This is a genomic window from Labrys sedimenti (genome assembly GCF_034424805.1).
GTDB classification, from domain to species: Bacteria; Pseudomonadota; Alphaproteobacteria; order Rhizobiales; family Labraceae; genus Labrys; species Labrys sedimenti.
This window is the reverse complement of record NZ_JAXOUF010000001.1, coordinates 1327086-1344562: the sequence shown is the minus strand read 5'-3', so window position 1 is coordinate 1344562 and position 17477 is coordinate 1327086. Positions and strand designations below refer to the sequence as shown.

Genomic DNA, 17477 nt, shown 5'->3' with positions numbered 1-17477 from the left:
GCGTCCGCTCGTCACCGATAATATGCGGCGAAATCCGGTCCCACTGATCGTCTCGAAGTATCAGGCGGTCCAAAACAACCATCGCTGCCTCCAAAAGACAGCTTTGAATCACATACCCGCACTCTTGGGAATCCCAAGAGTCCACAGCTCCTAGCGGGCGATGCGCCTGCGACCGATGACGGTCGAGAGGCCGCCGACCAGCAGGAATGCCGCGCCGAGCAAGGCGGCAAGGCCTGCAAAGAACCAGCGCCCAAGCAGGCCGTCGAGCGTGGCGTCGGTCGGAACGGCCGGATTATAGGCGACGGTCACACTGTCGCCTTCGTGCAGGAAGGAACTGCGCACGAGGTTGGTGAAGCGGATGACACTGCCCTGCGGTGTCGAGAAGCTGACGACCGGATAGGGATTGACCGAAACGATGGTGCCGGAGGCAGAAGCCGTGCGGGGGCTACGCCATTCGTTCATGCCGAGCACGGGAGCGGCCAGCAATCCGACGAAGCCCAGGATGAGGAAGCTACGCCCCAAGACACGCAGGGCTGCCGGCCCCCGGACACGTTTTACACTCACCATCGCTTCGTTCCAGTCGCAGTTCCGATGCCCCGGGGTTTACGGCACTTGCTGCCCCGAGGGAACAGCTAGGTTGCGAGATCGGCGGGCTGCGGGTCCGGCAGGAGTGAAGCAGCCGTCATTGCGAGCGCAGCGAAGCAATCCAGACTTGGCTCATCCCGAGCACGGGATTGCTTCGCTGCGCTCGCAATGACGAAAATCCAGCTCGGCCATCAAAACGGCTTTCGTCCTAGAACAGGATCCGCCTCAGAGGACCGGGTAGGGAGGACATATGCCGCAGCAACCTGTCCAGCGACAAGCCGCCGGATCCGGCAATCGATAGAACGAACATGCCCCCCGCGATGGCGAGGTCCTTCTCGAAATGCAGCAATTCGTTCTGGCTTGAGAAGTCCATGTGGAAAAGCGTTGCCGTCGCGAGGCAGAACAGGCCGAGCATGATGGCCCCGATGCGGGCGAGCACGCCCAAAGCGAGGGCCAGGCCTGCACCCAGTTGCAGCGCGATGACGCCGACGACCAGGGGCGCGCCGATGCCGATCACCGCCATGGCCTCCACGGTGCGCGTGAAATGCAGCGCCAGGGTCGTGCCTTCGTGAACGAAGATCAGGGCGAGCAGCAGCCTGCCGGCGAGCAGCATGGCATCGGCGAGCCCGGCCTTGATCTTGCTGATTGGGGTCATTGCAGCCACCTCCGGGGGAGAGGACCGGCAAGTGCCTTGGCGCCTGCCGGCTCACACGTCACTTCGTCACCTTGGTGTCGATGGCTTTCTGCAGGTCTTCGAGTTCCTCGCAGCCTTGGGGACAAAGCTTGCTGAGTTCCGACAACTGCACCTTGGCCTTGTCGACGTCGCCTGTCTCGACATAGAGCTCGCCGAGATATTCCCGGGCGGCCTTGTGCCCGGGCTGCAGTTCCAGCGCCTTGGTGTAGTAGGTCAGCGCCGTCTGGTAGTCGCCGGTCTTGCGCAGCGTGAAGCCGAGCAGATTGTAGACGTCGGCCTGCTGGGTGTCTTCGGCCAGGCCCCGCAGTTCCTCCAGCGCGCCGGTATAGTTCTTGGCCTCGATCTTGGCCTTGACGGAGGTCAGGTCGGGGGCATCGGTGGACTCGATATTGTCGACGGCATAGGCCGGTATCGAGAGCAGCGTGGTGGTGACCGCGGCCAAAGCCAGCGTGGCCACCGCGGTTGCGACTGCATATTTCAGCATGGTTTTCTCTCCTGAGGGCAGGGATATCGGGTTTCAGAGCTGCGTGGTCGGCGTGAAGCCATAGGCATTGCCGTCCTTTACGAAGGTGCCGCTGCCGGGGAACGGGAAATGCGAACCGCAGATCCTGACATTGTCGGCGATTACCCGGTCGATGAGCTTGCGCCGGGTGGCGATGGCCATGGGGCCATCCTGGTCATAGGCGCCTTGCCAGTCCGGATGCGGGGCGAGAAGGGCGGGCACGTACATGATGTCGGCCGAGACCATGAACTGCTCGTTGCCGGACCCGAGGAGGTAGACCGAATGCCCCGGCGTGTGGCCTGGTGCCGACAGGATCTGGATGCCGGGCGCGACTTCCGCACCGTCCTGCACCAGCTTCCAGTTCTTCCATTTCGGAAAGTTCTCGACGATGCGCTTGCCGGCGGGCCGCCGCCCCTCGGCGAGCTTCTCGACACGCGACGGGTCCGTCCACCAATTATACTCCGTGGCGCTGACGATCAGTTCCGCATTGGGGAAGACGGGCGCGTTGGTGCCCTTTTCCATCAGCCCCCAGACATGATCGGGATGGAAATGCGAAATCATGATGGTGTCGATGGCCTTGTAGTCGATGCCGGCTGCGGCCATGTTGGCTGGCAGATGCGTGGCATTGGCCTGCCATTGGCCGACACCCGAGCCGGCATCCATCATGATCAGCTTGCCGTTGACCTTGAGCACGACCACCGTGAGGGGGATCGGCATGAACTCGGTGGTCAGGCCGGCCTTTGACAAGGCCGCCTTGGTATCCTCCACCGAGGCATTCTTGATGAAGGCCGGGTCGTGGGGCTTGCGCCAGATGCCATCATAGATGGCAGTCACCTCGATGGATCCGACCTTGTATTTGTAGAAGCCCACGCTTGGCTCGACCGGCGTCTGGGCGAGGGCAGGGGCTATGAATTCAAGTCTTCCCGCCAGGCCGAACGCCGCGGCGGCCGCCGCAGAACCCAGCACCGTACGGCGCGTCATCTTCAGCATTCTGGTCACTCCTGTTCAACGGCTCATGCCGGACGGCGCACTGGCAATCAGTGCCTCCGCTGAGTGACCAGACCCGAGGGAGCGCGGAATTATTCCCGCGCGGTGCAAAGTTTTTTGGACGGCCCGTATCCGGCGTGCTGGGGCCGAGATACGCCGGGGCAAGGTCCCGCCCATTCTAGAGAAAGTGCGATTTCTTTGAATCGGACTTTCTCTCTAACATATTGTTTTGACGCGTTTTCTTAATCGAAAAGTCTATCAACTTTTCTGGATAACGCTCTGGACGGACGGAAGCGGCGTCTTCCCGCGTAGGGGCGACGCCTCCAGCAGGAGATCCTGCAGGGATTGGCGGATGGCCGGGGTGCAGGCGAGGACCTCGTGGTCCTCCAGCAGGCCGGGACCGTGCGGAAAGCCGCCGGTCCAGCCGCCGGCCTCTTCGACCAGGAGCAGGCCGGCGAGAACATCCCAGCTCTTGAGCGAGAGTTCGCAGAAGCCGTCGATGCGGCCGCAGGCGAGCGCTGCCAGTCCCATTGCCGCAGAGCCGTTCTGGACGAAGGCGTAGCCCTGCGCGAGGAGGCCATGGACCAGCCGTACATAATCAGCTGCGGGATGCCTGCTCGAATATCCTGCATCGACGATCGCATCCCATGGGCCCTGCGTGGTCCGGACCCGGATGGGTCGGCCGTTGCAGAAGGCGCCATGGCCGCGCCGGGCCGTGAAGATCTCGTCGCTGATGGGATCGTAGACGATGCCGCTCTCCGTCCGGCCGTCGATGCAAAAGGCGATCGACACGGCGAAATGGGCGATGCCGCGGGCGAAGTTCAGGGTGCCGTCGATTGGGTCGATGACCCAAAGATGCCGCGCAGGAACACCGCCGGTTTCCTCGGTCAGGATGCCATCGGCCGGAAACGCCCCGGCAAGTTGGTCGATGAGGAAACGATCGATTTCCAGATCGGCCCGGGTCACCGGATCGTGCCGGCCTTTTTCGATGCTGGACGGGGCCTCGCAGGAGCGGAAGTAGCGACGGGCGATCGTTCCGGCCTCACGGGCGCAGTCCTGGGCGAAGCGATGCCGCCGGTCGATATCGTCACTGGTCACGATTTCCGCTCGCGCCTTGCCAGCAGGGAGCGCCTGACGTCTTCCTCCGCCTCGTCGAGCAGGGAGGTGATGGCCTTGGCCGTGGCGGCCGGATCTCGCCTGGCGATGTTGTCGACGACGGCCTGATGCAAGGCGAGCGAGTGGCTCTGGCCCTCGGGATTGTCGTCCGTCAGGCGGAAGCTGATCACCAGGGCCGTCTCGATCAGCGCCGCGAGCGAGCCGATCAGTTCGTTGCCGGATAGGCGCAGGATGGCCTGGTGAAATGCCAGGTCCGGCACGGCGAAGCGTTCGCTGTCGTCGCCGGCCTGTTCCATTTGTGAGATCAGCCGCTGCAGCTGCGCAATCTGTTCGGCGCTGGCCCGCTCGGCGGCGAGAGCGGCTGCCATCGGCTCGATGGCGCGGCGCAGTTCGAACAGGGAGCGCGCCTCTTCAGCCGTGGTTCTCGACCCGTAGCGCCAGACCAGCACGTCGGGATCGAGAAAGTTCCAGTCCTGGCGGGGGCGTACGCGAGTGCCTACCTTGGGGCGCATTTCCACCATGCCCTTGTTGGCAAGCACCTTGACGACTTCCCGCAGCACCGTGCGGCTGACGCCATGGGCCGCGCTCCAGTCATCGGCATTCGGCAATTGATCGCCGGGCGCGAGTTCGCCCCGCACGATGCTTTGACCGATGTCGTTGAGGAGGCGCGAATAGAGGCTTGTGCCGGTGGCATTCCCTCCCCGCGAAGTCATGGGCGAAACCTTGGAAGGAGGGACTGCATTCTTCATTCTATCCTTGTTGGCAACATATCATGCCGCTGATGCGTATCTCAGGACGATATGGCGGTGGGATGGAACGGCAAGCTTGCCTTGGTAAAGCTGCCGCGTCCAATCCCCACCGTGGCGACATCCTTCAGTTCACAGCTTCATGTCGAGATTGATCCTGAAGGCATGGCCCTGGGTGTGGCTGGCAAGCTGGCCGGAATAGGTGGCGCCCAGGGTTGCGTTCGCCGAGAGCGCGACGTCAACGCCGGCCTCGACTGCCAGCGCATCCTTGGCGAGTGGCGCGCCGGCTATCGTGAAGGACGAGCCATTGTTGAAGGCGAGCTTTGCGTTCTGGGTCACGTCGTCGAAGGCGTGCTGCCAGCCAAGCGTGCCGCGCAGGGTCAGCGTGGTCCCGGCAAGGTCGAAGGCGGTCGAGGCATGGAGCCCCAATGTGGTGTAAACCATGTCCGTCGAGCTCTTCGGACTGGCCAGCGCAGCCGTGGTGCCGCCCTTCTCGGCAAAGCCATTCGTGTCCAGATGGACATAAGCGAGATTGGCGAAGGGATCGAAGACGTTACGCCCCAGATCGAAACGATAGCTGAGTTCACCGAAGGCCTGCGCCGTCACGGCGTTGTAATGCCCCGAAAGCGTTTCGCGGAAGGCGGGGAACACGACGTTGCGCTTGGTGTCAACATTGTGCCAGCCATAGATGGCGCCGGTGCGAAAGCCGAGCTGCCCCCATTGCGTGCCGCCATAGAGGCCGAGCTGGTAATTGTTGCTGGACCCGTCCGAACTCCGGGCGGAGACGTCGAAGTTGGTGTGGCTGTAGCCGGCGAGGACGCCCAGGCGCCAGTCCCCGACCGGCGCATCGATGCCGCCGATGAAGCCGCCGCTGGTGCGGTCAAAGGAGGCGGCGTCACCCGAGCCTTCGGCCCTGCCAGTGGCAGCGAAGGGCGTGCCCCAGACGACGATGCCGTCGGTGCTGCCAGTGGCGGCCCCGCCGGACGTTCCGGCGATGCCGCCGAAGGCCGAGCGCAGGCGCCGGTTGGCCGCATCACGCGGGTAGCGGCTGTCTTCGATAAGGGCACCCTTGATATCGGCGTGGATCTCGCCCGAAAGTGCGTTTCCGAACGGGCGCACGTAGCGGTAGAAGCCGATTGCGGTCTCACCGGGATGGTTCGGGTCTTCCTCCCGGTTCAGAATATGCATTGACCAGCCGTCGGGCGTGTTCTTGAAGACCAGCCCCTCGATCTCCTGCTCGCCATCGATCTTGAGATTGCCGATGAGCTCGACCTGCCCCGTCAGCAGATTGGCGCGGTAGATCAGCTTCTGATCGTTATCGGTCGAAAAATACATCCAGCCATTGAAGATCTTGCCGCCTTGCGCCTGATCGATGGTCTGCGACAGGGGAATGTATTTCTGGAACGACCAGTCCGAAAGATTATAGACGGCGAGTTCGGTCGCATTTTCATAGGCCATGCCGTAGCCGACACCGTTCTTGGCGTCCACAGCAACCCAGCTGGCAATGTCGTGCGTACCGTGGGGTGGGTTGAGGGCGAAGGCCTGGCCGAGATAGGTCAGTGTCTTGGCGTCATAGATCGCGAAGACCGGTCGTTCGTATTTCCCGTTGGTGGTCGGCGAGCGGTTGCTCGTGTCCAGGGAGATGTAGAGCTTGCCGTCGGCATAATCGATGTCGCCGATATGGTTGAGCCCGATATCCGAAAACTGGGAGGGGTTCTTCAGGATGTCCGGAATGGCGGGCGTGACCAGCAATTTGGGATCGAAGGAGCCATTGGTCATTTCCAGGGCATTGGTGCCGGAGAAATACCAATTGGTGCCATCGGTGGTGACGCCTTGCCCACGGGAGGCGTCCACACCCGAGAACATCGTCTTTTCGACCATGATCCACGGCTCGACCGCCAGGGCCGGCAGGCTGGTGGCACCCAACAGCGACAGGCCGGCAAGGTATGGCCATGCGGCCCTGCGCAGCCGATATTTGGGGTGGGCACAGGCAAGGGGAGGGCAAGGAGCAGCGTTTTCAGGCGGCTTGCTCGGCCTGTCAGGCGTTGTCACGGACATGGTCTCGATCTCTCGGGGTAGGGTTCTTGTGGTTGCGCGGCAGGCGCGCGGCAGCATCCGCCGGCCCGTAGGTCGGCGATGACGTTCGAAAATTTGGCTAAGGCGACGTGACCCGGCCGGGGCGTTAACCGCCCGGCCTTGGACATTGGCAGGGACTGGGAAGAGGCGCGCCATTACGGGCAAATTCGTATCGGCGCGAGGAAGGTGCAGTCAGAGCTTCGGCTTGCTGAAGCGTACCGTCATCCGCAGTGCGGAGAGGGGGATCCCGGCGAAATGGCGAGCTGAGTGAGAATTTCCTATCGATGGTCATTATGCGCGGTCGCGAGCAGACTGCTTCGATGCACAGTCCGATGAGCGGCCTGGCCCAGTGCTTGCTCGACGAGATGCTTCATAGAGATCGCTCGTGACAATAGTATGAATAATATGAAGAATAGAAGGGGGCATCGTCGAGCCTGGCCGAGGCGGTTCGGCCGGCGAACGCGACGTCGGAATTCCGGCAGATAGCCTGGGAAAAAGAGCGGAACTATTCCGCCGCTGCCCGATTGAGCGAAGCGATCAGGTCAGTGAAGCGCTCGCCCTGCACCGCGACATGGTCATAGAGGCGCGTGGAGGCGAGGGTGCTGTCGCCGGCCAGCAGGGCATCGACGATGGCTTCATGCTCGGCCAGCGAGGTGCGCATGCGGTTGCGCACGCGTAGTTGCAGCCGGCGGAAGGGGGCGAGGCGCTTATGCAGGGCCGTGGCCTGCTCGGCGATGAAATCGTTGCCGCTCGCCACATAGATGGCGCGATGGAAGCGCTCGTTCTCGTAATAATAGATGTCCATGTCGCCGCTGTCGGCTGCCTTGCGGCAGGCTTCGAGCGTGCTCTTCAGTTCGGCCTCGTCGCTCGGCAGCAGGCGGCGGGCGGCGAGGCGCCCACAGATCGCCTCGAATTCGGCCATCAGGCTGAACATGTCGATCAGGCGCTTGGGATCGGGCGCGCTGACGATGGCGCCGCGATGCGGGCGAATCTCGACCAGGCCGGCTGCCGCCAATTGCTGGAGAGCCTCGCGGATCGGTGTGCGCGAGACCCCGAACCGGGCCGCCAGCGAGACCTCGTCGAGCCTGTCGCGGGGCTTGAACACGCCGGTGGCGATTTCCTCTTCGATCTGGTTGCGCAGGCGGGTCGCGGGTTTTTCGCTCATGGCCGATATCCTCCGCAATTTCGTACGACTCCCGGCACGAGGGAGTCAATCTCGTAAAACTTGTATACAATTTTATTGTAACTGTTTCAAAATTGCAATAATGATGAATGCAACCGCAGGCGGAACCAGCCAGCCTCGGATGGATTGAAGAGGAAAACGCCATGTCGCTCACCCGGAGGCAGATCCTGACTGCCGCACTCGCAACGCCATTGGTCATCCGGTCCGCCGGGGCTGCCCGCGCCGCCACCACGCTGAAGATGTCGCACCAGTTTCCCGGCGGCACCATCGAGCAGGGTGATTTTCGCGACCGGCTCTGCCGCATCTTCGCCGCCGAAGTGGAGAAGCGCACCGGCGGCGGCCTGAAATTCGACGTCTATGCCAATGCCTCGCTGATGAAGACCAACGCACAGTTCTCGGCCATGCGCCGCGGCGCCTTGGACATGTCGCTGTTCCCGGTCGCCTATGCCGGCGGCGAACTGCATGCCACCAATCTGGGCCTGATGCCCTGCCTGGTGACGAGTTATGAGCAAGGTGCGGCCTGGAAGAATGCCGAGATCGGCAAGGCGCTCTCCGGCATTCTGGAGGCCAAGGGCATCAAGATCATCGCCTGGGTCTGGCAGGGCGGCGGCGTGGCCTCGCGCGGCAAGCCGGTATTGACGCCGGACAGCTCCAAGGGGCTGAAGATCCGCGGCGGCAGCCGGGAAATGGACCTGATGTTCACCGCCGCCGGGGCGCAGGTCTCCACCATGCCCTCGAACGAAATCTATATCGGCATGCAGACCAGCGCGCTCGATGCGGCCGTGACTTCCTCGACAAGCCTGATCTCCTTCCGCCTGGAAGAACTCGCCAAATCGCTGACCTCGGCGCGGAAGGGTTCCTTCTGGTTCATGCTCGAACCGCTGCTGATGTCCAAGACCATCTTCGACGCCCTGCCTGCCGATCAGCAGAAGACGCTCCTCGATGTCGGCGCCGAGATGGAGGGCTGGGCCACCAAGCAGGCGCAGCATGACGACGAGGAGGTCGCTAAGGTCTATGCCGCCAAGGGTGTCGAAGTCGCCGATTTCAGCGCGGCCGATCTCGCCGAATGGCGCAAGATTGCCGAAGCCAGTTCCTGGAAGGATTATGCGGCCCGTTCGAGCGAGGCCGCGGAATTGTTGAAGCTCGCGCAGAAGGTGGCGTGAGATGGGCGGCTCGATCCAGCACGATGCCATCCTCGCCGGCGACGAAGCCGGTCCGGCCGAGCGCGCGGGGGTCGTGCATCGTGCCTTCGCCGCGGTCAACGCCGTCGCCTTCCGGCTTTCGGCCGTGGCTCTGCTGGCGGCGGCTGTTGTCCTTACCTTCGGCGTCATCACCGGCCATATCACCCGCCAGTCGGTGTTGTGGCAGGACGAGGTCACCATCTACCTGATCGCCGGCGCCATCTTCCTGTCGGCGGCCTCGGTGCAGGCCGTGCGCGGCCATGTCGGCATCGATATCCTCGATCATTGGCTGCCGGCTGCCGCCGGCACCAGGCGGCTGGTGGTCGATGCGCTGGTGCTGTTCTTCTGCCTCCTGTTCGCCTGGAAATCGGGCTCGCTCTTGCATGAAGCCTGGGTGGACGAGCAGACCTCGCACTCGGCCTGGGGGCCGCCTCTGTGGATTCCCTATTCCCTGCTGACATCAGGCATGGTGCTGCTGGCGGCGCAGGTCGCCCTGCAGGTGGCGGAACGCTCGCTGCCGGTCTTCGTCATCGTGCTGCTCGCCTTCGCCGCTTTCGCCCTGTGGTCGCGGCCGCCGCTGCCACTACTGACCGGCCTGCCGCAATGGGGCATCGGCGTCGCCTACTGCACCGCGACGCTGATCGTACTGTTCTCGGGCATGCCGATCGCCTTCGCGCTCGGCGTGGTGGCTCTGACCTTCATGATCCTGTTCATGCCGGCGGCCTCGATCGATACGCTGGCGCAGAACTTCTACGAGGAACTGGCCAACGTCATCATCCTCGCCATCCCGCTCTTCATCCTGAAGGGCGCGGCGATCGGTCGTTCCAATGCCGGCAAGGATCTCTATTCGGCCTTGCATGCCTGGCTCTATCGCATTCCAGGCGGCCTCGGCGTCGCCAACACGGTCGCCTGCGGCCTGTTCGCCGCCATGGCGGGCTCTTCGCCCGCCACCTGCTCGGCCATCGGTGCAGCCGGCATCCCGGAGATGCGGGCCCGCGGTTATTCGGGGGGCTTTGCCGCCGGCATCATCGCGGCAGGGGGCACGCTCGGCATCCTCTTGCCGCCCTCGGTGACCATGCTGCTCTATGCGGTGGCGGCGGAGGTTTCGCTCGGCAAGCTGTTCCTGGCCGGAATCGGCCCTGGCCTGCTCTTGATGACGATGTTCGCCGTCTACGCCATGCTGCATTACCGCAAGGAGAAGCGGCAGGCCCTGGTGCAGGCTGAGCGCACCGGCATTCGTTCGGCCATCCTGCTCGAGGAGAGCTACACCTTCGCCCAGAAGCTGCGGATGATCGGCTGGGTGGTGCCCTTCGTCTCGATCCTCGCCGGCGTGATGGTGGTGCTCTATGCCGGCTGGGCGACGCCCTCGGAGACGGCCGGCGTCGGCGCCGTGCTCGCTTTGGTGGTGATCTCGGCCATGTACGGCATCTGGCGGCCTTCCAAGGTGATGCCGATCCTCTCGGGCACGCTGCGGGAATCGACCATGCTCCTGATGATCATCGGCATGTCGCTGCTCTATTCCTATGTGATGAGCTATCTCCAGATCAGCCAGTCGGCGGCGGCCTGGATCATCAGCCTGAACCTGTCGAAATGGCTGCTGCTTACCGCCATCCTGCTCTTCGTGGTCGTCCTCGGCTTCTTCCTGCCGCCGGTCTCGATCATCCTGATGACGGCGCCGATCATCCTGCCGCCCTTGAAAGCGGCCGGCTTCGACCTGATCTGGTTTGGTGTGGTGATGACCATCGTCATGGAGATGGGCCTGATTCATCCGCCGGTCGGGCTCAACATCTTCGTGATCAAGAATATCGCGCCGGACATCCCGCTCGGGGATATCATGCGCGGGACGCTGCCTTTCGTCGGATTGATGGCGTTGGCGGTGGTGCTGGCCTGCCTGATCCCCGGCCTCGCCACCTGGCTGCCCGGTCTGATCATGGGGTAATCCAATGAATTGGCATGGTGAACAGCGATGAGCAGAAATTTCCTGCAGGAATTCCTGGAAGCGGTGGCCGAGCGGGGGAGGGGGCTCATCGGTCTTGAGCGCCCTGCATCCCCGGTGCGATCGGGCGATCTGCTGGCGCTCAGCAATGCGCTGCTGACGGGCCGGGGCGAGGTTTCCGGCGTCGCCCTGGCGCAGCAATGGCTCGACGCCTATGCCGCGGCCGACGAGGAGCAAAGGCGGCGCCATCTGGCGGCGCTGGCCGACGGCTTCGGTCCCGACCAGCAGCGCCTCGATGCGGCGATCGAGGCCTATCTGCAGGACAAGTCGCCCCGGGCGATGGCCGAGCTCAGCGTGGCCGCAGAGCCGAGACGCCAGGAGCTCTTCCGCCGGCTCAACCGCCCCGCCGGCGGCACGGCCGCCCTGGTGCGGCTGCGCGAGGACGTACTCGCCGACCTGCAGGGCAATGCGAAGCTGGAGGCCCTCGATGCAGACCTTGCCCATCTGTTCTCGTCCTGGTTCAACCGGGGCTTCCTGATGCTGAAGCGGATCGACTGGACGACACCGGCGAACATTCTTGCCAAGATCATCCAATATGAGGCCGTGCACACCATCCATAGCTGGGAGGATCTGCGCAGCCGGCTGGAGCCTTCGGATCGGCGCTGTTTTGCCTTCTTCCATCCGCAGATGGCCGACGAGCCGCTGGTGTTCGTCGAGGTGGCGCTGACGCAGGACATACCGGCGACGATCGCGCCGCTGCTCGCTCTCGAACGCAAGCCGATCCGGGCCGAGGATGCGACCACCGCGGTGTTCTATTCGATCTCCAATTGCCAGACCGGCCTGCGCCGCGTCTCCTTCGGCAATCTCCTGATCAAGCAGGTGGTCGAGGAACTCCGGCGCGACCTGCCGAAGCTGAAGACCTTCGTGACTTTGTCGCCGGTCCCCGGCTTCATGGGCTGGCTGAAGCGGGAGCTCGCCAAGCAGGACCCCCAAATTCCGGGTGTCGCCGACCTCTCGGTGTTGGAGGGGCTGTTCCAGCCAGCCGAACAGGGCGGCACCGGGCCGACGGAAGCCATGCGTGAGGCGCAGCTGGCGGCCGCCGCTCATTATTTCCTGGTGGCCAGGACCCCGTCGGGTGCGCCGATCGACCCGGTGGCGCGGTTCCATCTCGGCAATGGCGCCCGCCTCGAGCGCATCAACTGGCGGGGCGACGTCTCGGCCAACGGGTTGCGCCAGGCCGGCGGCCTCATGGTCAATTATCTCTATGACCTCGATGCCATCGAAGCCAATCATGAGGCCTTCGCCAATCAGGGCGTAATCGCCGCCAGCGCGGCCGTGCGCAAGCTGCTGAAAGCCACGGAAGCGAAACCGGCGCGTCGCAAGCCAGCCGTACCGGCCTTGCCGCCGCCCGCCCGCAGCGCCGATGCGGCCCAGCGGTCTCGTCCCAATTCTTGAGGAAATTTGCGTGTCGAACCATCTGTTCAGCCTGATCCGTTCCCGGATGCCGGAAGCGGGAAAACCCTTCCTCACTCTCGCCGATGGCCGCGGCTTTGATTATGGCGCTGTGCTTGCCTGGTCGGGCCGCTATGCCAATGCCCTGCGCGGCTATGGGGTCGAAACGGGTGACCGCGTGGTCGTCCAGGTCGAAAAGAGCCCGCAGGCGGTGTTTCTCTATCTGGCCTGCCTGCGCGCCGGCGCGGTGTTCGTGCCCCTCAACACCGCCTATACCAAGGCCGAGCTCGATTATTTCGTCGGCGATGCCGAACCGCGGCTCCTGGTCTGCGCGCCGGAAAAGGCGGATGAACTCGGCGAGATCGGCACCCGGCTCGGTGCTGCCGTCGCGACCTTGGGAAGCCATGATGACGGCTCGCTCGCCGAAGCGGCGAAAGCCGCACCGGAGAGCTTCGACGATGTCGCGCGCGGCGAGGACGATCTGGCGGCGCTGCTCTATACCTCCGGCACCACGGGGCGTTCCAAAGGTGCGATGTTGACACATGGCAACTTGGCTTCCAATGCCGTTACCCTGGCTGCCTATTGGCGCTTCAGCCAGGACGACGTGCTGTTGCATGCCCTGCCGATCTTCCACACCCATGGCCTGTTCGTGGCCATCAATACCACGCTGATGGCGGGATCCTCGCTGATCTTCCTGCCGCGTTTCGATGCGGCGGAGGTGCTACGCCACCTGCCCGGCGCCACCTGCATGATGGGCGTGCCGACCTTCTATGTGCGCCTCCTGCAGCAGGAGGGCCTCACCGCCGAGGCGACCGCCCATATGCGGTTGTTCGTATCAGGATCGGCGCCACTGCTGTCGGAGACCCATGAACAATGGAGAGCGCGCACCGGCCACGCCATTCTCGAACGCTATGGCATGACCGAAACCAACATGATCACCTCCAACCCCTATGAGGGCGCGCGCGTGGCCGGCGCCGTCGGCATGCCGCTGCCGGGCATCTCGCTGCGCATCGTCCAGCCGGAGACGGGCGAAGCCTTGCCGCAGGGCGAGATCGGCATGATCGAGGTGAAGGGCCCCAATGTGTTCAAGGGCTATTGGCGCATGCCGGAGAAGACCAGATCGGAATTCCGGCCCGACGGCTTCTTCATCACCGGCGATCTCGGCAAGATCGACGCCCAGGGCTATGTCCACATCGTCGGACGCGGCAAGGACCTGGTGATTACAGGTGGCTACAACGTCTATCCCAAGGAAGTGGAGACGGAGATCGACGGCATTCCCGGCGTGTTCGAGAGCGCCGTGATCGGCGTGCCGCATGCCGATTTCGGCGAGGGAGTCACGGCGATCGTGGTGCGCAAGCCGGGCGCTACCGTGGAGGAAAGGACGATCCTTGCCACCCTGGAGGGGCGCCTCGCCAAGTTCAAGCAGCCCAAGCGCGTGCTCTTCGTCGACGAATTGCCGCGCAACACCATGGGCAAGGTCCAGAAGAACGTGTTGCAGACGACCTATCGCGATCTCTACGCGCGGGGGTGAGGCGTGAAAGCCTTCTCCCCTTGTGGGAGAAGGTGCCCCGAAGGGGCGGATGAGGGGAGAAACGCACCCTTGAAAGGTATGCGCCAACACCCCTCATCCGTCATTGCTGCGCAATGCCACCTTCTCCCACAAGGGGAGAAGGTTTATCGCGCGCGCGATTTCCGCGTCAGCCCAGCTTCGGCTCGAGCTGCGTCGACCAGAGCGAGGCGTCGGCGGCGTCGCGTAGCGTGACGGTCATCACCCGCGTGTCGGCGGCGATGGCGACATGGCCGAAGAATTGCAGGCCGGCCGCGGGCGACAGGTTCTGCTGGCCGCCTTCCGGCGCCTTCACATATTTAAGCTCGGGCCCGAAGGTCATGTCGAGGTCGTTGGGGCCGAATGTGCCGGAATGGAGCGGGCCGGAAACGAATTCCCAGAAGGGATCGAAGTCCTGGAAGGCCGCCTTGTCCGGATTGTAGTAGTGGGCGGCGGTGTAGTGGACGTCGGCTGTCAGCCACACCGTGTTCTTCACGCCGGCCGCCTTGATGAAGCGCAGGAGATCGGCGAATTCGAGCTCGCGACCGAGCGGCTTGCCATTGTCGTTGTTGGAGACAGCCTCGAAGCCCTTCTTCTGCTCGGCCTTGTCCCACACCACCAGAGCGAGCGGCATGTCGGCGGCGATCACCTTCCAAGTCGCCCTGGAGTTGGCGAGTTCGCGCTTGAGCCAGGCAAGCTGCTCGGCGCCGAGGAAGGCCGCTCCCCCGCCTTCCGCGGTCTGCAGATTGTCGCTGTTGGGGCCGCGATAGGTGCGCATGTCGAGCATGAAGACGTCGAGCAGCGGGCCATAGGGGATCTTGCGGTAGACGCGGCGCGGTTCGGCCAAGGTGGTGGCGATCGGCATATATTCGTGGAAGGCCTGCGCGGCGCGTGCCGCCAGGGCCGCGATCGACTTTTCCTTGTAGCGATCGTCGCTGAGCAGGTCCTTGGACGAGGACCAGTTGTTGGTCACCTCATGGTCGTCCCACTGGGTGATGACCGGAACCTCACGGTAGAGCGCGCGGAAGTTCTTGTCCATCAGGTTGTATTTGTACTGTCCGCGATACTCGTCGAGAGTCTCGGCGACCTTGGATTTTTCCGGCGTGACGATGTTCTTCCAGACGGTGCCGTCAGGTAGCTTCACCTCGGGCTTGATCACGCCGTCGGCATAGATGTTGTCACCGGAATGGATGAAGAAATCCGGGTTGTGCTTGAGCATGGCCGAATAGATCTTCATGCCGCCGCGGTCGGCATCGATGCCCCAGCCCTGGCCGGCGGTGTCGCCGGACCAGACGAAGGAGACGTCACGCAGCCCGGCCGGGGCCGAACGCAGGTGCCCGGTGACCACCTCGCTCTCGACGCTGGTATGGGCGAGGTCCTGGAAGCGCACGCGGTAGAAGATCTCCTGGTCCGCCGGCAGGCCTTCGGCCAGGATCTTCACGGTGTAGTCGGTCTCGGGGGAGGCGGTCACCGTCGGCAGCCGGTTCACCGTCTTGAAGCTCTCGGTCGTCGACCATTCGAAGATCGCATTGGCCGGGCGGTCCGTGCGCGACCACAATACCGCCCTGTCGCCGGCAACGTCGCCCGACTGCAGGCCGGCCGTAACCTCGGGGCGGTCGGCAGCGCGGGACAGGCCCGGAATGGCGAACGTGCCCGTGGCTCCGAGGAGGCCGGTTGCTGCGGTTGCAGTGAGGAAGCGGCGGCGGGACAAAGGTCTTTCGATGAAGCGCATGGCGACTCTCCAGCTTGAATTGCGCTCCTTCTTGGCCATCGACATGACAGGGGCATGTCAGATGGTTGGAGGAATTGTAAACTGTACGCGAGAGAAACCTCGAACAGGCTTCGGTGCGAGGACCTGAAGAAAAAATTCACAGGCAGCCTGCTTCTGCTTATGGCATAGGGAGTTGGGGATCTTCCATTGAGCGGACCGGGTATTTTATGGCTTTCTTGATGACATCTGAGCGCAAAAGCGGCGTTCGTCGCCGGGTCATTCTGGCCAGCGTGGCGCTTGCAGGGCTGGCCTCTTCGCAGGCCATGGCCGAGCCCGCCACCGAGCAGGGCGCCAAGGCGATTCGTGACGAGATTACCCGCTATTTCGGCCCGAAAGTGATCGAGAAGGGCATTCTCACGATCAAACCCAATGGCGATGGCTACGACCTCACCTACGATTTCAGCAGCACCAAGCTCGGCTTGCCTGCCGACGGTGCCCAATTCAGCTTCGGTCCGTTCACCGGACACGTGAAGCCCGAGGCAGGTGGCAAATATGTTTTCGAGCAGACGACACCTTCGCTCGATTTCACCTATAAATCAGGAAAAGCCGGTCCCCAGAGCGAGCTGGTCCAGCGCCTGAAGAATTGCACCGGAAAGGGTGTCTTCGATCCCAAGGCCGAGCAGTTTGCCGATCAGAGCATGAGCTGCGAGTCGGCCGTCTTCACCATGCGTTCGCCGATCGAGGACATCGACGCCAGCATTGGAAAGATCGATTTCACCATGACTGGCAAAGTCGGAGAGGCTGGCAAGTCGGACCTGACGATGACGGGAGACCTGCTGGATCTCGTCGAGACGGTTACCGTGAAGGATCCGGCCAATCCGGCGCCGCCGATGGTGCTGCGCGCCGATCGCATACACGAGACCTTTGCGGCCAATGGCTTCAGTAGCCAGCAATTCATGCAGGCTCTGGCCTATTTCGCGGCCCGCAAGGCTGGCGACAACGGCAAGGCGGCCCAGGAGCAGGCGCGGGCCAAGCTGAAGGCCGTGTTGCCGCTGTGGAAAACACTGGCCGCGCAGATCCGCTACGACAATATGACGGTGGGGACGCCCAAGGGCATCATCCGGATTGCCACCGTGGATACCAACCTGGCTTCGAACGGCTTGGTGACGACAGGCAATGTCGGCCTGAACCTCGCCATGAGCGGCCTCACCCTGCCGGATGGGATGATGCCGGACTGGGCCAAGACGTTGGTGCCGGAGCAGGCAACGCTCAATCTCAAGGTGACGGGGCTCGATCTCGATGCCATCGCGGGCAAGGTGATCGAGGCCACTACCGATACCAAGCCTCCCCAGCCGGACAGCCTGAAAGCCGTTCTGCTGCCCTTGCTTCTGGCAGGCCAGCCCAAGCTTGCCTTCGACCAGACGCTCGCGGCTCCCGCCTATGATGTGAAGGGGCAGGGTGAGACCTCTCTGCTGCCCTCCCAGCAGGGTAAGGCGACGGTCTCCGCCTCCAATCTGGATGCGATCGCCGGGGCTCTCGGCAAGGCCGGCGCCGCCGGTCCCGGCCCTCAGCGTGCGGCCATGGGCATCGCCTTCCTCAAGGGTTTGGCCAAGACCGGGCCGGACGGCCGTCTGACCTGGGACATCGACTTCGACAGTCTCGCCCGCAAGGTCACGGTGAATGGCCAGTCCTTCGGGCCGGGGGCGCAGAAATAGGGAGCTCCCAAGCGGCGAGCAGGATTCCGAGGGCGGCCTTTTCCGAA

Annotated in this window: 14 protein-coding genes and 2 pseudogenes; 6 read left to right on the top strand and 10 right to left on the bottom strand. The window is 63.5% G+C overall.

The features are described from left to right. From U1R88_RS06405 to U1R88_RS06365, 9 genes and pseudogenes are all read right to left on the bottom strand, one after another. A pseudogene (locus U1R88_RS06405) lies at nucleotides 1-82 on the bottom strand (IS5/IS1182 family transposase); the annotation flags it as partial. 68 nt (nucleotides 83-150) lie between these two features. After that, the gene (locus U1R88_RS06400; protein WP_322430469.1) at nucleotides 151-567 is read right to left on the bottom strand and encodes a DUF3592 domain-containing protein; all 417 of its coding nucleotides are present in this window, start codon (nucleotides 565-567) and stop codon (nucleotides 151-153) included. 226 nt (nucleotides 568-793) lie between these two features. Continuing rightward, nucleotides 794-1240 (bottom strand): DoxX family protein, encoded by a 447-nt coding sequence (locus U1R88_RS06395; RefSeq protein WP_322430468.1) that lies wholly within the window; start codon nucleotides 1238-1240, stop codon nucleotides 794-796. 58 nt (nucleotides 1241-1298) lie between these two features. Beyond that, nucleotides 1299-1763: a tetratricopeptide repeat protein gene (locus U1R88_RS06390; RefSeq protein ID WP_322430467.1), complete on the bottom strand. Its 465-nt coding sequence runs from the start codon at nucleotides 1761-1763 to the stop codon at nucleotides 1299-1301. A 33-nt stretch (nucleotides 1764-1796) separates the two neighbouring features. Next, entirely contained in the window at nucleotides 1797-2771 is a 975-nt protein-coding gene (locus U1R88_RS06385) for an MBL fold metallo-hydrolase (RefSeq protein ID WP_322430466.1), read from the bottom strand. Between the two features lie 255 nt (nucleotides 2772-3026). Beyond that, nucleotides 3027-3866, bottom strand: a complete 840-nt coding sequence (locus U1R88_RS06380; protein WP_322430465.1) for an inositol monophosphatase family protein — start codon at nucleotides 3864-3866, stop codon at nucleotides 3027-3029. After that, the gene (locus U1R88_RS06375) at nucleotides 3863-4597 is read right to left on the bottom strand and encodes a FadR/GntR family transcriptional regulator (RefSeq protein ID WP_322430464.1); all 735 of its coding nucleotides are present in this window, start codon (nucleotides 4595-4597) and stop codon (nucleotides 3863-3865) included. The genes U1R88_RS06380 and U1R88_RS06375 overlap by 4 nt, the downstream gene beginning before the upstream one ends. Before the next feature lie 165 nt (nucleotides 4598-4762). Further along, nucleotides 4763-6688 carry an autotransporter outer membrane beta-barrel domain-containing protein gene (locus U1R88_RS06370; RefSeq protein WP_322430463.1) on the bottom strand — a complete coding sequence of 642 codons (1926 nt, stop codon included), beginning with the start codon at nucleotides 6686-6688 and terminating at the stop codon, nucleotides 4763-4765. Between the two features lie 523 nt (nucleotides 6689-7211). Further along, on the bottom strand, nucleotides 7212-7871 hold the full coding sequence (locus tag U1R88_RS06365) for a GntR family transcriptional regulator (protein ID WP_322430462.1): 660 nt from the start codon (nucleotides 7869-7871) through the stop codon (nucleotides 7212-7214). Between the two features lie 161 nt (nucleotides 7872-8032). Here U1R88_RS06365 and dctP point away from each other — a divergent pair, with 161 nt between their 5' ends. The 5 genes and pseudogenes from dctP (at nucleotide 8033) to U1R88_RS06340 (ending at nucleotide 13989) form a co-directional block, all read left to right on the top strand. Further along, nucleotides 8033-9052, top strand: a complete 1020-nt coding sequence (gene dctP / locus U1R88_RS06360) for a TRAP transporter substrate-binding protein DctP (protein ID WP_322430461.1) — start codon at nucleotides 8033-8035, stop codon at nucleotides 9050-9052. A 1-nt stretch (nucleotide 9053) separates the two neighbouring features. After that, nucleotides 9054-9569: pseudogene (locus U1R88_RS06355) on the top strand (TRAP transporter small permease); the annotation flags it as partial. Nucleotides 9570-9665: 96 nt separating this feature from the next. After that, entirely contained in the window at nucleotides 9666-11009 is a 1344-nt protein-coding gene (locus U1R88_RS06350) for a TRAP transporter large permease (RefSeq protein ID WP_322430518.1), read from the top strand. Between the two features lie 27 nt (nucleotides 11010-11036). Then, entirely contained in the window at nucleotides 11037-12461 is a 1425-nt protein-coding gene (locus U1R88_RS06345) for a malonyl-CoA decarboxylase (protein ID WP_322430460.1), read from the top strand. A gap of 10 nt (nucleotides 12462-12471) precedes the next feature. After that, nucleotides 12472-13989, top strand: coding sequence for a malonate--CoA ligase (locus tag U1R88_RS06340; RefSeq protein WP_322430459.1), 1518 nt, complete (start codon nucleotides 12472-12474; stop codon nucleotides 13987-13989). Between the two features lie 166 nt (nucleotides 13990-14155). Here the strand turns inward: U1R88_RS06340 and U1R88_RS06335 are convergent, their stop codons facing one another. Further along, nucleotides 14156-15736, bottom strand: coding sequence for an alkaline phosphatase D family protein (locus U1R88_RS06335; protein ID WP_322430458.1), 1581 nt, complete (start codon nucleotides 15734-15736; stop codon nucleotides 14156-14158). Nucleotides 15737-15954: 218 nt separating this feature from the next. Between U1R88_RS06335 and U1R88_RS06330 the strand changes: the two genes are divergently transcribed. Next, complete coding sequence (locus U1R88_RS06330) at nucleotides 15955-17430, top strand: hypothetical protein (RefSeq protein WP_322430457.1); 1476 nt, start codon at nucleotides 15955-15957, stop codon at nucleotides 17428-17430. Nucleotides 17431-17477 lie beyond the last annotated feature (47 nt).

What these genes read in the sequence shown, in the direction of transcription:
- U1R88_RS06400 (WP_322430469.1), bottom strand. Translation starts at nt 567, where the DNA reads ATGGTGAGTGTAAAACGTGTCCGGGGGCCGGCAGCCCTGCGTGTCTTG.
- U1R88_RS06345 (WP_322430460.1), top strand. Translation starts at nt 11,037, where the DNA reads ATGAGCAGAAATTTCCTGCAGGAATTCCTGGAAGCGGTGGCCGAGCGG.
- dctP (WP_322430461.1), top strand. Translation starts at nt 8,033, where the DNA reads ATGTCGCTCACCCGGAGGCAGATCCTGACTGCCGCACTCGCAACGCCA.
- U1R88_RS06330 (WP_322430457.1), top strand. Translation starts at nt 15,955, where the DNA reads ATGACATCTGAGCGCAAAAGCGGCGTTCGTCGCCGGGTCATTCTGGCC.
- U1R88_RS06395 (WP_322430468.1), bottom strand. Translation starts at nt 1,240, where the DNA reads ATGACCCCAATCAGCAAGATCAAGGCCGGGCTCGCCGATGCCATGCTG.
- U1R88_RS06335 (WP_322430458.1), bottom strand. Translation starts at nt 15,736, where the DNA reads ATGCGCTTCATCGAAAGACCTTTGTCCCGCCGCCGCTTCCTCACTGCA.
- U1R88_RS06365 (WP_322430462.1), bottom strand. Translation starts at nt 7,871, where the DNA reads ATGAGCGAAAAACCCGCGACCCGCCTGCGCAACCAGATCGAAGAGGAA.
- U1R88_RS06375 (WP_322430464.1), bottom strand. Translation starts at nt 4,597, where the DNA reads ATGACTTCGCGGGGAGGGAATGCCACCGGCACAAGCCTCTATTCGCGC.
- U1R88_RS06385 (WP_322430466.1), bottom strand. Translation starts at nt 2,771, where the DNA reads ATGCTGAAGATGACGCGCCGTACGGTGCTGGGTTCTGCGGCGGCCGCC.
- U1R88_RS06370 (WP_322430463.1), bottom strand. Translation starts at nt 6,688, where the DNA reads ATGTCCGTGACAACGCCTGACAGGCCGAGCAAGCCGCCTGAAAACGCT.
- U1R88_RS06390 (WP_322430467.1), bottom strand. Translation starts at nt 1,763, where the DNA reads ATGCTGAAATATGCAGTCGCAACCGCGGTGGCCACGCTGGCTTTGGCC.